General features: G+C 63.6%; 13 protein-coding genes. 6 read left to right on the forward strand and 7 right to left on the reverse strand.

Going from position 1 to position 14,477, the window contains the following annotated elements:
- The first annotated feature begins 32 nt into the window (after positions 1-32).
- The 6 genes from hda (at position 33) to tkt (ending at position 6,439) form a co-directional block, all read left to right on the forward strand.
- Positions 33-719 carry a DnaA regulatory inactivator Hda gene (gene hda / locus HH213_RS07905; protein ID WP_110845377.1) on the forward strand — a complete coding sequence of 229 codons (687 nt, stop codon included), beginning with the start codon at positions 33-35 and terminating at the stop codon, positions 717-719.
- The gene (locus HH213_RS07910) at positions 719-1,390 is read left to right on the forward strand and encodes a histidinol-phosphatase (RefSeq protein WP_110845685.1); all 672 of its coding nucleotides are present in this window, start codon (positions 719-721) and stop codon (positions 1,388-1,390) included. The genes hda and HH213_RS07910 overlap by 1 nt, the downstream gene beginning before the upstream one ends.
- Complete coding sequence (gene pcnB / locus HH213_RS07915; RefSeq protein ID WP_169111889.1) at positions 1,383-2,828, forward strand: polynucleotide adenylyltransferase PcnB; 1,446 nt, start codon at positions 1,383-1,385, stop codon at positions 2,826-2,828. The genes HH213_RS07910 and pcnB overlap by 8 nt, the downstream gene beginning before the upstream one ends.
- 13 nt (positions 2,829-2,841) lie before the next feature.
- On the forward strand, positions 2,842-3,381 hold the full coding sequence (gene folK, locus HH213_RS07920; protein WP_169111890.1) for a 2-amino-4-hydroxy-6-hydroxymethyldihydropteridine diphosphokinase: 540 nt from the start codon (positions 2,842-2,844) through the stop codon (positions 3,379-3,381).
- A gap of 15 nt (positions 3,382-3,396) precedes the next feature.
- Positions 3,397-4,275, forward strand: a complete 879-nt coding sequence (gene panB, locus HH213_RS07925; protein WP_174864399.1) for a 3-methyl-2-oxobutanoate hydroxymethyltransferase — start codon at positions 3,397-3,399, stop codon at positions 4,273-4,275.
- Positions 4,276-4,363: 88 nt separating this feature from the next.
- The gene (gene tkt, locus HH213_RS07930) at positions 4,364-6,439 is read left to right on the forward strand and encodes a transketolase (RefSeq protein WP_169111891.1); all 2,076 of its coding nucleotides are present in this window, start codon (positions 4,364-4,366) and stop codon (positions 6,437-6,439) included.
- Between the two features lie 38 nt (positions 6,440-6,477).
- Here tkt and tal read toward each other — a convergent pair whose 3' ends face one another.
- From tal to HH213_RS07965, 7 genes are all read right to left on the reverse strand, one after another.
- A complete protein-coding gene (gene tal, locus HH213_RS07935) occupies positions 6,478-7,548 on the reverse strand; it encodes a transaldolase (RefSeq protein ID WP_110845380.1) in 1,071 nt (356 codons plus the stop codon).
- A complete protein-coding gene (locus HH213_RS07940) occupies positions 7,545-8,228 on the reverse strand; it encodes an HAD family hydrolase (RefSeq protein WP_169111892.1) in 684 nt (227 codons plus the stop codon). The genes tal and HH213_RS07940 overlap by 4 nt, the downstream gene beginning before the upstream one ends.
- Positions 8,228-9,256, reverse strand: a complete 1,029-nt coding sequence (gene gnd, locus HH213_RS07945; RefSeq protein ID WP_110845382.1) for a phosphogluconate dehydrogenase (NAD(+)-dependent, decarboxylating) — start codon at positions 9,254-9,256, stop codon at positions 8,228-8,230. Before gnd ends, HH213_RS07940 begins: the two co-directional genes overlap by 1 nt.
- Before the next feature lie 163 nt (positions 9,257-9,419).
- Positions 9,420-10,901, reverse strand: coding sequence for an aldehyde dehydrogenase (locus HH213_RS07950; protein WP_169111893.1), 1,482 nt, complete (start codon positions 10,899-10,901; stop codon positions 9,420-9,422).
- Positions 10,894-12,300, reverse strand: a complete 1,407-nt coding sequence (locus tag HH213_RS07955) for an aspartate aminotransferase family protein (protein ID WP_169111894.1) — start codon at positions 12,298-12,300, stop codon at positions 10,894-10,896. Before HH213_RS07955 ends, HH213_RS07950 begins: the two co-directional genes overlap by 8 nt.
- Positions 12,301-12,311: 11 nt before the next feature.
- Positions 12,312-13,682 (reverse strand): glutamine synthetase family protein, encoded by a 1,371-nt coding sequence (locus HH213_RS07960; protein WP_110845385.1) that lies wholly within the window; start codon positions 13,680-13,682, stop codon positions 12,312-12,314.
- A gap of 18 nt (positions 13,683-13,700) precedes the next feature.
- Positions 13,701-14,453, reverse strand: a complete 753-nt coding sequence (locus tag HH213_RS07965) for a gamma-glutamyl-gamma-aminobutyrate hydrolase family protein (RefSeq protein WP_169111895.1) — start codon at positions 14,451-14,453, stop codon at positions 13,701-13,703.
- Positions 14,454-14,477: the final 24 nt, after the last annotated feature.

Genomic DNA, 14,477 nt, shown 5'->3' on the forward strand with positions numbered 1-14,477 from the left:
AACGTTATGCAAAAGACCACAAGGCGAACGCCATGAAACAACTGGTGCTCGATTTAGGCGCGGAACCAGCGCACAGCCTCGCATCGTTCGAGGTGGGACAGAATGCCGAATCGGCAGCGCTGATGAAGCAGTTCGCCGATCGCAGCTCGCGCGAACACTTCGCCTACCTGTGGGGCGCGGTCGGCGTCGGCAAGTCGCACCTGCTCAAGGCCCTGGCCAGCAGCGGCAGCGAGGCCGACCAGGCGCGCGCACGCTACATCTCGCCGTTTTCGATCGAGTCCGAATTCGTCTACTCGCCGGAGGTGGACCTGTACCTGCTGGACGACTGCGAAAAGCTGTCGCCGGTGGCGCAGATCGACGCCTTCGCGCTGTTTAACGAAATCCGCGCCAACAACGCCTTCATGGTCTGCAGCGGCAACGTCGCGCCGGCGGTGCTGCCGGTGCGCGAAGACCTGCGCACGCGCATGGGCTGGGGCCTGATCTACCAGATCCACGGCCTGACCGACGACGAAAAGAGCGCCGCGCTGGCCGCCGCCGCCACCGCCCGCGGCTTGACGCTGTCGGCTGGCGTGATACCCTACCTGCTGTCGCACTTCCAGCGCGACATGCGGTCGCTGTCGACCATTCTGGACTCGCTGGACCAGTATTCCCTTGAAACCCAACGCCCGATCACTCTGCCGCTGCTGCGCGAGTGGCTGCAGGCGGAAGCGAAAGAATGATGAACCTCGCCCTTTTTGACCTCGACCACACCCTGCTGCCGATCGACTCCGACTTTGAATGGGGCCAGTTCCTGGTGCGCACCGGCGCCGTCGACGCCGTCGAATACGACCGCCGCAACCGGGAGTTCTTCGCCCAATACCAGGCCGGCACGCTCGATCCGGTAGAATACCTGGAGTTCACGCTTGGCACGCTGGCGCGCTTCCCGCGCACGCAGCTGGATGAAATGCACGCGCAGTACATGGCCGAAGTGGTGACGCCGGCGCTGCACCCGGCGGCGCGCGCGCTGCTACAAAAGCACATCGATGCAGGCGACCTGGTGGCCATCGTCACCGCCACCAACCACTTCGTCACCGCGCCGATCGCCAAGGCGCTGGGCGTGGAACACCTGATCGCCGCCATGCCGGAACTGGACGCCGACGGCAACCTGACCGGCAAGCTGCTTGGCACGCCGACCCAGGGACCGGGCAAGATCGTCCACACCAAGGCGTGGCTGGAAAAAATGGGGAAAACGCTGGAAGATTTCGACACTGTCTACTTCTACAGCGACTCGCACAACGACCTGCCGCTGATGTCCATCGTCAGCCATCCGGTGGCGACCAACCCCAACGAAAAACTGAAAACGCACGCCGCCGCGAATGGCTGGCCATTAATTGACCTATTCAATGATTAAGAAACTGATCCGCAAAATCCTCGGCACCAAGAGTAAAGCGGTCCGCGACACGAACACCCCGGTGGTGCTGGGGCCCGAAGCCCACGGCATCGATCCGCGCCTGCTGTCCAACAACGCCATCCGCGTCACCAGCAGCCTGCAGGAAGCCGGCTACGAAGCCTTTGTGGTCGGCGGCGCCGTGCGCGACCTGCTGCTGGGCGTCAAGCCGAAAGACTTCGACATCGCCACCAACGCCACGCCGGAGCAGGTCAAGCGGCTGTTCCGCCGCGCCTTCATCATCGGCAAGCGCTTCCAGATCGTGCACGTGATGTTCGGCCAGGACCTGCTGGAGGTGACCACCTTCCGCGGCACCACCTCGGACAGCGCGCCGAAGGATGAACATGGCCGCGTCCTGCGCGACAACACCTTCGGCTCGCAGGCGGAAGACGCGGAACGCCGCGACTTCACCATCAACGCCATGTACTACAACCCGGCCAACCAGCAGGTGCTGGACTACCACGGCGGCATTGAAGACATCCGCGCCAAGACGCTGCGCATCATCGGCGTACCGGAAGCGCGCTACCGCGAAGACCCGGTGCGCATGCTGCGCGTGGTGCGCTTTGCCGCCAAGCTGAAATTCAGCATCGAGCCGGAAACCGGCGCGCCGATCAAGGTCATGGCGCCGCTGATCAACAACGTGCCGGCCGCGCGCGTGTTCGACGAAATGCTCAAGCTCTTGATGAGCGGCCACGCATTGGCCTGTTTGCAGCAGCTGCGCAAGGAAGGCCTGCATCACGGCCTGCTGCCGCTGCTCGACGTGGTGCTGGAACAGCCGCTGGGCGTCAAGTTCGTGACGCTGGCGCTGGACTCGACCGACTCGCGCATCCACGCCGGCAAGACCGTCTCGCCGGGCTTCCTGTTTGCGTCGCTGCTGTGGCACCAGGTGCTGGAAAAGTGGACCGCCTACCGCGCAGCCGGCGAACAGACCATTCCGGCGCTGCACCTGGCGGCCGACGATGTACTCGATTCGCAGACCGAAAAGCTGGCCTTGCAGCGCAAGATCGGCACCGACATGCGCGACATCTGGTCGATGCAGCCGCGCTTCGAGCGCCGCACCGGCAAGGCGCCGCACAAGCTGCTGGAACACCTGCGCTTCCGCGCCGGTTACGACTTCCTGCTGCTGCGTTGCGCCTCCGGCGAAATCGACGCCGAAATCGGCGACTGGTGGACTGCGTTCTACGAAGGCGACGAGATCACCCGCGAAGAACTGATCGCCTCCGCCCGCGCACCGCGCGAGGGTGAAAGCGGCGGCGGCGCTGGTGGCGGCAGTACTGGCGGCCCGGCCAAACGCAAACGCGGCCCGCGCCGTGGTGGACGCAACCGCAGCGGCCGTGGTGAGGGCGGCGACGGCGGCGAAGGTGGTAGCGACGCTCCTGCGCGCGACGGCGGCGCCGAGTAATCTCCGCCGCATCATGAACACCGCAATTTCCGCCGGCCTGGCGCCCGCCTCCGCACCGGACGACCAGGCGCCATTTGCATTTACACTGGCCTACATCGGCATCGGCGCCAACCTGGGGGACGCCCAGGCCAACGTGCTCGATGCGCTGCAACGCCTGCAGCGCCAGCCCGGCTGCACGCTGCTGGCCACATCAAGTCTGTACTGTACCGCGCCGATCGACTCCAGCGGCGACGACTACATCAACGCCGTCGCCCGCATCGCCACCACGCTGGATGCAGAAGCGCTGCTGCAGGCACTGCACAGCATCGAACAGGCGCACGGCCGCGAACGGCCCTACCACAATGCTCCGCGCACGCTGGACCTCGACCTGCTGCTGTATGGCGACGCCGTCATCAACAGCGCCACGCTGACGGTGCCGCATCCGCGCATGACCGAGCGCGCCTTCGTGCTGGTGCCGCTGCTGGAGATCGCGCCGTCCATCCACATTCCCGGCCACGGCGCGGCGTCGCAGTACGCCGCCGGTGTGGCCGACCAGGGCATCCGCCCGCTTTAAAGTAAAGGATTTATCATGTCTGGATACCTGCAAGGAACCGAACTGGCCTCCGGCCAAAAGCCTGCCGAAGCCACCGCACCTGCACCGGCCAAAGCGGTCGTCAACAAGGCTGTCACCGTCAACACGCTGCAGGCGCTGCACGCCGCGCGTGAAAAAATCACCATGCTGACCTGCTACGACGCCAGCTTCGCTTCGCTGATGGACCGCTGCGGCGTCGAAATCCTGCTGATCGGCGATTCGCTGGGCATGGTCTGCGCCGGCCACACCTCCACGCTGCCGGTCACCGTCAACGACATCGCCTATCACACCGCCTCGGTGGCGCGCGGCGCCAAGTCGGCGATGATCATGGCCGACCTGCCGTTCGGCGCCTACGGCACGCCGGAAACCGCCTACGCCAACGCCGTGCAGGTCATGCAGGCCGGCGCCCACATGATCAAGATCGAAGGCGGCGCGTGGCTGGCCGACACCGTCAAATTCCTGACCGACCGCGCCATTCCAGTCTGTGCACACCTCGGCCTGACGCCGCAATCGGTGCACCAGCTGGGCGGCTATAAAGTCCAGGGCAAGACCACCGAGAGCGCCGACCTGCTGAAGGCCGACTGCCTGAAGATGCAAGCGGCCGGCGCATCGGTGGTGCTGCTGGAAGCCATCCCTGCGCAACTGGGCAAGGAAATCACCGAACTGCTGTCGGTGCCGACCATCGGCATCGGCGCGGGTCCGGACTGCTCCGGCCAGGTGCTGGTGATGCACGACCTGCTGGGCGTATTCCCAGGCCGCAAAGCGCGCTTCGTGAAGAACTTCATGGAAGGCCAGACCAGCATTGACGCCGCCATCACGGCCTACGTTACCGCCGTCAAGGACGTCAGCTTCCCGGCGCAGGAACACTGCTTCTAAGAAGCTGACCAACTAAGTGGCGTGCCGCACAGAGCGGCGCGTCCACCGGCGCTACTGTTGTGAGAGACTTCCCTTGAAGGACTCACGCATGAACTCCAGCGATCAACTGAATATCGACACACTGCGTTTCCTCAGTGTCGACATGGTACAAAAAGCCAACAGCGGCCATCCCGGCCTGCCGCTCGGCGCCGCACCCATGGCCTATGTGCTGTGGACGCGCTTTCTCAAACACCATCCCGCCAATCCGCACTGGTTCGACCGCGACCGCTTCGTGCTGTCGGCCGGCCATGGCTCGGCGCTGCTTTACAGCCTGCTGCACCTGAGTGGTTACGACCTGCCGCTGGAACAGCTGCAGCAATTCCGCCAGTGGGACAGCATCACGCCCGGCCATCCGGAGCGCGGCGTCACGCCCGGCGTCGAAGTGACCACCGGGCCACTGGGCCAGGGCTTCGCCAACGGCGTGGGCATGGCCATCGCCGAAGCCAGCCTGGCGGCGCGCTACAACCGTCCCGGTCATAACGTGATTGACCACCACACCTACGGCATCGTCAGCGACGGCGATCTGATGGAAGGTATCGCGTCGGAAGCAGCGTCGCTGGCCGGTCATCTGAAGCTGGGCAAGCTGATTTACCTGTACGACGACAATCAGGTCACGCTGTCGGCAGGCGCCGACATGACCTTCAGCGAAGACCGCGCCGCGCGCTTCGCCGCCTACGGCTGGCACACGCAGACGGTGGACGACGCCAATAACGTCGAAGCCATTGAGCAGGCACTGGCCACCGCGCGCGCCGAAGTGCACAAGCCGTCGCTGATTCTGGTGCGCAGTCATCTGGGCTTCGGCTCGCCGAACAAGCAGGACAAGATCGACGCCCACGGCTCGCCGCTGGGTGCGGACGAAGTGGCGCTAACCAAGCGCGCTTTGGGCTGGCCCGAAGAACCGGCGTTCCTTATCCCCGACGAGGCGCGCATGGCGTATGCAACCGCCGGAGCACGCGGCGGCCATAACGAGGCCGAATGGCGCGACCGCATGGACGCCTACGCGCAAGCCTTCCCCGAACTGGCGCGCGAACTGCATCAGTTGATGGAAGGCGGCACCAGCGGCCTGCCGGAAGGCTGGGATGCCGACATCCCTGTCTTCCCCGCCGACGCCAAGGGCGTGGCGACGCGTACCGCCGCCGGCAAGGTGGCCAACGCCATCGCCGCCAAACTGCCGGCGCTAATCGGCGGCTCGGCCGACCTTGACCCGTCCACTTTCACCGCATTGAAAGACTTCGGCGACTTCCAGCCGGACAGCCCGCCCGGCGCAGAGGAAGCTGGCGACCGCCAAGGCTCCAACGGCGGTGGCTGGAGCCGCGCCGGCCGCAATATCCACTTCGGCGTGCGCGAACACGCCATGGCCGCGATCAGCAACGGCCTGGCTGCACACGGCGGCACGCTGCCGTTCAACGCCACCTTCCTGGTATTCGCTGACTACATGCGGCCGGCCATGCGCCTGTCGGCCATGATGGGATTGCAGGTGGTGTACGTCTTCACCCACGACAGTATCGCGCTGGGTGAAGACGGTGCAACGCACCAGCCGATCGAGCACCTGGCCAGCATGCGCGCCATGCCTGGGTTGGTGGTGATCCGACCGGCCGACGCCAACGAAACAGCGGCGGCGTGGCGCGTCGCGGTGCAATCGGCCGGCCAGCCGGTGGCGCTGGCGTTGACGCGCCAGCATCTGCCGACGCTGGACCGCACCAGGTTTGCGCCGGCCGACGGCGTGCAGCGCGGCGCCTATGTGCTGAGCGAAGCGGAAGGCGGCGAGGCCCAGATCATACTCATCGCAACCGGCTCGGAAGTACATCTGGCGCTGGAAGCGCAAGCCAAGCTGCATGCAGACAATGTACGCGCACGCGTGGTTTCGATGCCGAGCTGGGAATTGTTCGACCAGCAGCCGCAGGAATACCGCGACCAGGTGCTGCCGCCGGCACTGACGGCGCGGCTGGCGATTGAAGCTGGCGCCACGCAGGGCTGGCATCGTTATGTCGGCACGCATGGCGACGTGCTGGGCATCGACCGCTTCGGCGCCTCGGCGCCAGGGGAGCGCGTGCTGCGCGAGTACGGCTTCAGCGTGGAGAACGTGTCCCTGCTGGCCCACGCCGTCCTCGCCCGCAACGCCTGAAACGTCATTCCCGCGCAAGCGGGAATGACGGCGTGCCGCTAGCCTTTACCCTTCTCGGCAATCACGTCCATCAACTTCTTCCAGGACTTGTTGAACGACTCCGCGCCTTCGGTCTGCAACTGCGCGGCCAATGCATCGACATCAATCCCGGCGTCGGCAAACTGCTTCAGCACCTTCTCCGCATCGCCACCTTCCGGCGGCATGCTGCCGTTCACGACGCCGTGATCGACGAACGCCAGCAGCGTTTTCTCCGGCACCGTGTTGATGGTCTGCGGCGCCGTCAGCGACTCCACGTACAGAATATCCGACGCCGCCGGGTCCTTGGTGCCGGTGCTAGCCCACAGCAGCCGTTGCGGCAACGCGCCCGTCTCCGCCAGATCGCGCCAGCGCTGCGACGCCAGCAGCTCGCGATACGCCGCATAGGTCTGCCGCGCCACCGCGATCCCCAGCTTGTTCTTCAACTCCTCCGGCACCTTGTCCTTGACGCCCGCGTCCCAGCGGCTGACGAACAGCGAGGCCACCGACGCCACCTTCGGATCCAACCCCGCTTCAATGCGCCGCTCGATACCGCGCAGATAAGCCTCGGCCGCCGCCAGATACTGCTCGCGCGAAAACAGCAACGTCACGTTGACCGGAATGCCGGCGAATATCGCCTCCTCAATCGCCTTCACACCTTCTGCGGTGCCAGGAATCTTGATAAAGGCATTCGGCCGCTGCAAGCGTTCATGCAGGGTGCGCGCTTCGCGCAGCGTGCCTTCGGCATCATGCACCAGCAGCGGCGACACCTCCATCGACACCCAGCCGTCCACGCCATGCGACGCCTGATGCATCGGCAGGAACAGATCGGCAGCCTGCTGCAAATCCTCCAGCGCCAGTTCCAGGAACAGCGACTCGCCCTTGGCGCCAGCCGCGCTTCTGGTGCGGATCGCCTCGTCGTAGAAATCGGCGCCCTGAATGGCCGCCTCGAAGATGCTCGGGTTCGACGTCAAGCCGCTGATCTCATACTCGTCGATATACTTTTTCAGCGTGCCGCTGGTCAGCAGGCCGCGCGTGATATTGTCCAGCCACAGGCCTTGGCCCAGCTGGCGTAAATGCAGTGCAGGGTTCATGACACAGTCTCCTTTTGAATGCCGGCGAAAGCCGACAAGTCATAGTTCAACAAATCGCCAATGCCGTCGACCGTCAAATCCGGCGTCGTAAAACTGGCGACATCGTCGGCGAAGGCATAATGGCCCTGGCGCGGGAACACGGTGGTAAGCCGGTCGCCCCAGCCTTTTTTCATGGCCGCCAGAATACGTACCTTATCGTCGATCATTACGTAGTGGCGCGCGGGATACGCCACCTCGATCTGCTCCAGCATGGTCTCCTTGTGGATGTAAATCAGCACATTGCCATCCACCGCATCCCACAAGCCCGAATACTCCACTTTGCGCGGCTGGAACACCACGTCGCCATCCGACAAAACCACCACCTTGCCCCACTGACGCAGATGCTTGATCACGTCCAGCGCGCCCGGATAAAGACGGTCGGCAAAGCGGTAGTTCATCAGCCAGCCGGCCATCAGCAGCAGCTTGGGATCGTTCATGGCGTCGATGCGATACCTCTGCAACGCGCCGAGGTAATCGGCATAACCTAGTTGCGCGAACAGCTCGTTGTAGATGCTCCAGTACCGGTCGCGCGCCTCGGCGCCGAATTCCTTTTCCATGTGCTCGCGCAAATCGCTCTGGACACGATCGTTGTCCATCAACGTGTTGTCGCAGTCAATCAGAAAAACGATATCGTCAGCCATTACGCGGTTCCTGACTTATGCGGCTTCTCGGCGTGGCCGCCGAAGCCGGCGCGCATCGCCGACAATACCTTGCCGGCGAATTCCGCGTTACCGCGCGAACTGAATCGCTCGAACAGCGCATTGCTCAACACCGGCACCGGCACGCCTTCGTCGATGGCGGCGGCGATGGTCCAGCGGCCTTCGCCCGAATCGGAGACCCGGCCGGCGTAGGCTTCCAGATGCGGGTCTTGCAGCAGCGCGTCGGCCGTCAGGTCCAGCAGCCAGGAGCTGATGACGCTGCCTCGCCGCCATAGCTCGCTGATCTCGCCCAGATCCAGATCGTACTGGTAGTGCTCCGGATGACGCAGCGGCGTGGTCTCGGCATCGACTTCCTGTTCCTGCTTGCCGATATTCGCGTGACGCAGAATGTTCAACCCTTCCGCATATGCGGCCATGATGCCGTACTCAATGCCGTTGTGGACCATCTTGACGAAGTGGCCGGCCCCATTCGGACCGCAATGCAGGAAGCCCTGCTCGGCGCTGCTGCCAGGCTTGTCGCGGCCGGGCGTCGGCGTGGCCGCATCATGCCCCGGCGCCAGCGTGGAGAAAATCGGTTCCAGATGCTTGACGATTTCCGGCTCGCCGCCGATCATCAGGCAGTAGCCGCGCGTCAGGCCGTGGGTGCCGCCGCTGGTGCCGACATCGACGTAGTGCAGCTGCTGTTCCTTCAGCTGCGCGCTGCGACGGATATCGTCGTGGTAGTGCGAGTTGCCGCCGTCGATAATGATGTCGCCGGGCGACAGCAGCGGCTTCAGGATATCCAGCGTGGAGTCGACCGCACCGGCCGGCACCATCAGCCACAGCACGCGCGGCGTTTCCAGCTTGGATACCAGGTCCTCCAGCGACGATGCGCCAGTCACGCCGTCGCGCAGCACCGCGTTGACGGTCTCCGCGTGGCGCGCATAGGCAACGCTGTGATGCCCCGCCGCCGCCAGACGCCATACCATGTTGGCGCCCATGCGCCCCAGCCCTATCATTCCGATCTGCATAAAGATCCTTTGTGTTGTACAGGTTCGATGGGCGTGCAGGTCTCAAGCCGGCACGCGCTAATGCCAGCTTAGGCTTCGATAAAAATGCATTCGGTTAGATGGAGCACATAGCGGCGCCACCACATTATCAGATTTGTATCTGGATTGTTTCAGGCTACTACCTTTAGCCTATCTGTATCCACGTGGTTTTGAGTTCCGTGTATTTGTCGAAAGCGTGCAGCGATTTGTCGCGGCCATTGCCGGACTGCTTGTAGCCGCCGAACGGCACGGTGATGTCGTCGCCGTCATATTGGTTGACGTGCACCGTGCCGGCGCGCAGCGCGCGGGAAGTCTGGATTGCCTTGCTCAGGTCCGAGGTCCACACGGCGGCATGCAGGCCGTAGGGCGTGGCGTTGGCCTGCCGCACCGCGTCCTGCACATCGGTAAAGCTCAGCACCGACAGCACCGGCCCGAAGATCTCCTCGCGCGCGATGACCATGCTGCTGTCCACCCGATCGAACAACGTCGGCTCGATGTAGTAGCCGCCCGTTTCAGTGCGGGCTTGCTTGCCGCCCGCGAGCAGCCTCGCGCCGCCGGCATGACCGGCCTCGATGTAGCCCATCACCGTCTTCAGCTGCGTCGCATCGACAATCGCGCCCATGACCGTGTTCTCGTCCAGCGGATCGCCCGGCTGGTAAGCGGGCACCTTGGCCAGCGCCTTCTCCAGGAAGCGCTCCTTGATCGACTCTTCGACGAACAGACGCGAAGGCGCATTGCAGCTCTCACCCTGATTGAAGAAGATCGAACCGATCGCCGCGTCTACCGCCGCATCCAGGTCCGGACAGTCGGCGCAGACGATGTTGGCCGACTTGCCGCCCAGCTCCGTCCACGCTCTTTTCAGATTGGACTGCCCCGCCATCTGCATGATCTGCTTGCCCACGCGGGTGGAGCCGGTGAAGCCGATGCAGTCCACATCCATGTGCAGCGCCAGCGCGGCCCCGGCCTCCGCGCCAAAGCCCGGCAGCACATTGAATACCCCGGGCGGTACGCCCGCTTCCAGCGCCAGTTCCGCCAGCCGCAAGGCCGTCAGCGGCGATTTCTCGGAAGGCTTGAGCACCACGCTATTCCCCGCCGCCAGCGCAGGCGCGATCTTCCACGATGCCATCAGCATCGGATAATTCCACGGCACGATGGCCGCCACGACGCCGACTGGCTCACGCGTAATCAACGCCAGGCTACTGGCCGGCGTCGGCGCGATTTCGTCGTAGATCTTGTCAATCGCTTCGCCATACCAGCGAATGCAATTGGCCGCGCCGCCCACGTCCACCGACTGGCTGTACTTGATCGGCTTACCCATGTCCAGCGTCTCCAGCAGCGCCAGTTCTTCGACGTGCTGCAGCATCAGGTCCGCAAAGCGGATCAGCACCCGCTTGCGCTGCGCCGGTGACTTGCCGGCCCAGCGGCGATCCTCAAACGCCGCGCGCGCCGCCGCCACCGCAATGTCCACGTCAGCACCATCGCAGCGCGCCACCATACCGAGTGAGCGGCCATCGATGGGCGACAGATTATTGAACTGCTGTCCGGATTGTGCCCATACCCGTTCACCGCCGATGAAAGCGCGGCCATCCGCCTGCAACGCGGCGGCTTTGTCATGCCATTTACCCATTGTCGTCTCCTTGGAGCCAGCCGCGTTGCTTCACATCGGCATACGTCAGATCGAGGCAGTGACGGATCAGCGCCAGCATCTCATCGATCTGCGCCTTGGTCATCACCAGCGGCGGCGCGATGATCATGCGGTCGCCGACGGCGCGCATGATCATTCCGTTGTTGAACATATAGCCTCGGCAAACCATGCCGACAGCCAGTGATTCGTCAAACGCCACGTTGTCATGCACGGTGGCGCCCTTGCTGCGCACCAGATTCAAACCCGCGACAAAGCCGCAGCTATCCGCATAACCCACCAGCGGGTGATCCGCCAGCGCCGCAAAGCCTTGCTTCAGATACGGCCCGGTATCATCGGCCACGCGCTCGATCAGTTTTTCATCTTCGATGATGCGGATGTTTTCCAGCGCCGCCGCGCATGCCACCGGATGACCGGAATAGGTGAAGCCGTGATTGAATTCGCCGCCCTGCTCGATCAGCACCTTGGCCACGCGGTCGCCCACCAGCACGCCGCCGAGCGGCACATAGCCCGACGTTACGCCCTTGGCGAAGGTGATCAGGTCCGGCCTGATGCCAAACAGCTCCGACGCGAACCAGCGCCCCAGGCGCCCAAAGCCGCAGATCACTTCATCGGCGATCAGCAGGATGCCGTACTTGTCGCAGATGCGCTGAATCTCAGGCCAGTAGGTGGCCGGAGGAATAATCACGCCACCGGCGCCCTGAATCGGTTCGCCGATAAACGCCGCCACCTTGTCCGGCCCCACTTCCAGTATTTTTTTCTCCAGCCAGGACGCCGCCTCAATGCCGAATTCGTCCTCTGTCATACCCTCGCCCGATTCCAGATAGCTCGGCTGGCCAATATGCACGATGCCCGGTATCGGCAAGCCGCCCTGCTCGTGCATGCCCGACATGCCGCCCAGCGACGCCCCGGCCATTGTGCTGCCGTGGTAGGCGTTGTGACGGCTGATGATGGTATGACGGTCCTTGTATCCCAGCACGTCCCAGTAGCGGCGCACCATGCGCACATTGGTGTCGTTGCCTTCCGAGCCGGAACCAGTGAAATAGACGTGATTGAACTGCGGCGGCGAGATCTCCGCGAGTTTGGCCGCCAGCCGCACCGCCGGCACATTGGTGGTGTTGAAGAAGCTGTTATAGAAAGGCAGCGTTTCCATCTGTTCGTAGACGGCCTTCGAAATGCTGGTGCGACCATAACCCACGTTGACGCACCACAGGCCCGACATGCCATCGATGATCTTGTGGCCTTCCGAATCCCACAGATAGATGCCGTCGCCGCGCACCATCACGCGCGCCCCCTTCTCGCCGAGTGCCTTATGGTCGGTGAACGGATGGATATAGTGCGCCGCATCCAGCTTGCGGATTTCGGCGGTATCGTAGTCGCTCATATGGCCTCCGGTTAAACGTGCAGCAGCAGGTGCTCGCGCTCCCACGGGCTGATGACCGTCATGAATTCCTGATGTTCCAGATCCTTGATGGCGGCGTAGACATCAATGAAGCGCTCACCCAGCACACTGCGCAACCGGTCTTCGCCACGCAGCAGTTGCAGCGCTTCCGGCAAGCCTTGCGGCAGCTCGACCTTCAGGTCGTAGGCGCTGTCGGTGGTCATTGGCGTCGGCTCCAGCTGGTCGACCATGCCGAGGTAGCCGCACGCCAGCGTGACCGCCAGCGCCAGGTACGGATTGGCGTCGGCGCCGATGATGCGATTCTCCACGCGGCGATCCTGCACACCGGATTCCGGTACACGGAAGCCCACGGTACGGTTATCCATGCCCCACTGGATGTTGATCGGCGCGGCCGTGTGGCGCACGATGCGGCGATACGAATTCACATACGGCGCCACAATCGCCATCGCCGACGGCATATAGCGTTGCAGGCCGCCGATGTAATGCTTGAACAGCGGCGAGGCAGAACCGTCTTCCGCGCTGAAGATATTCTTGCCGGTGTTGGCGTCCACCACGCTCTGGTGCACATGCATTGCCGATCCGGGTTCGCCGGCCATTGGCTTGGCCATGAAGGTGGCGTACATATCGTGCTTGAGCGCCGCCTCGCGCAAAGTGCGTTTGAAGAAGAACACCTTGTCGGCAAGGCCCAGCGGCTCGCCGTGGAGGAAGTTGATCTCCATCTGGCCGGCGCCAATTTCGTGAATCAGCGTGTCGACGTCAAGGCCCATCAATTCGCAGTAATCGTAGATATCTTCAAACAGCGGATCGAACTCGTTGACGGCGTCGATGCTGTAGACCTGGCGGCTGGTCTCGGCGCGGCCACTGCGGCCCACCGGTGCTTTCAACGGCAAGTCCGGATCGATGTTCTTGGCAGTCAGGTAGAACTCCAGTTCCGGCGCCACTACAGGCTTCCAGCCTTTGTCCGCATACAGTTTGAGCACGCGGCGCAGCACGGAGCGCGGCGCAAAGTCGACCAGTCGGCCGTCGGCGAAGTAGCAATCGTGGATCACCTGTGCGGTAGGATCAGTGGCCCAAGGCACCATGGTAATAGTGGTGGGATCGGCCTTGAGGATCATGTCGCGGTCGGTGCTGGAGATGGCGCGGTCGTAGCCCGCATCTTCGGTCGGATAATTACCGGTGACGGTCATGCCCAGCACCGCCTCAGGAATGCGCATGCCGCGCTCCTGGGTGAACTTCCCGCGTGGGAGGATCTTCCCGCGCGCCACGCCGGTCAGGTCGGGCACCAGGCATTCAATTTCTGTGACCCGCTTCTCGTTAAGCCACAGGTCCATATCGGTATAGCTGAAGTTCTCTCGAATTGCCATTTGCTTCTCTCGTTATAGTTATCGGGTGGCCTTGTAGGCGCGGCAGGCGTCGCCAAAGGCTCTGAATAATTTGACGGAGTCCGGATTATCGGAAAAGCGCCACTCTGGATGCCACTGTACCGCGAGCGTGAATCCTTTGGCGTCCGCTACGCGGTAGGCTTCCACCAGACCGTCGTCGGCATGCGCTTCCACCGCCAGCCCAGGCGCCAATTGATTGATGCCCTGGCCGTGCAGCGAATTGACCAGGATCTCGGCGGCGCCGTTGAGGATCTGCGCCATGCGTCCTCCAGGGTCCAACAGCACGCGGTGCGACGGCGCGTATTGCTGGTCCAGCGTATCGTCCTTGCGTTCGCGGTGATCGGCCATGCCCGCCACCGCGTGCACCGCCTGATGCAGCGATCCGCCCAGGGCCACGTTCACTTCCTGGAAGCCGCGGCAGATCGCCAGTAACGGTATACCGCGTTTGATGGCGGCACGTATCAGCGGCAGTGTGGTGGCGTCGCGCGCTGCGTCCAGCGGCAGTGACGGGTCGAGCACCGCTTCGCCATACAGGGCGGCATCGATGTTGGAGGGAGAGCCGCTCAGCATCACGCCGTCGGCCAGCGCCAGCAGCGCTTCAAAGTCGGTGGCCGCGCCAAGCGCCGGCACGATCAGCGGCGTGCATCGCGCGCCGTCGGCCACGGCCGCCACGTACTTGAGTTGCGCGGTGTGATACGGATGTGCGCCAATCCGGTTGACGCACGCTGGAACCAGAACGATTGGGCTGCGCATAGAAGCTTTCATCTATTTGGATTT

Source organism: Duganella dendranthematis (assembly GCF_012849375.1).
GTDB classification, from domain to species: Bacteria; Pseudomonadota; Gammaproteobacteria; order Burkholderiales; family Burkholderiaceae_D; genus Rugamonas; species Rugamonas dendranthematis.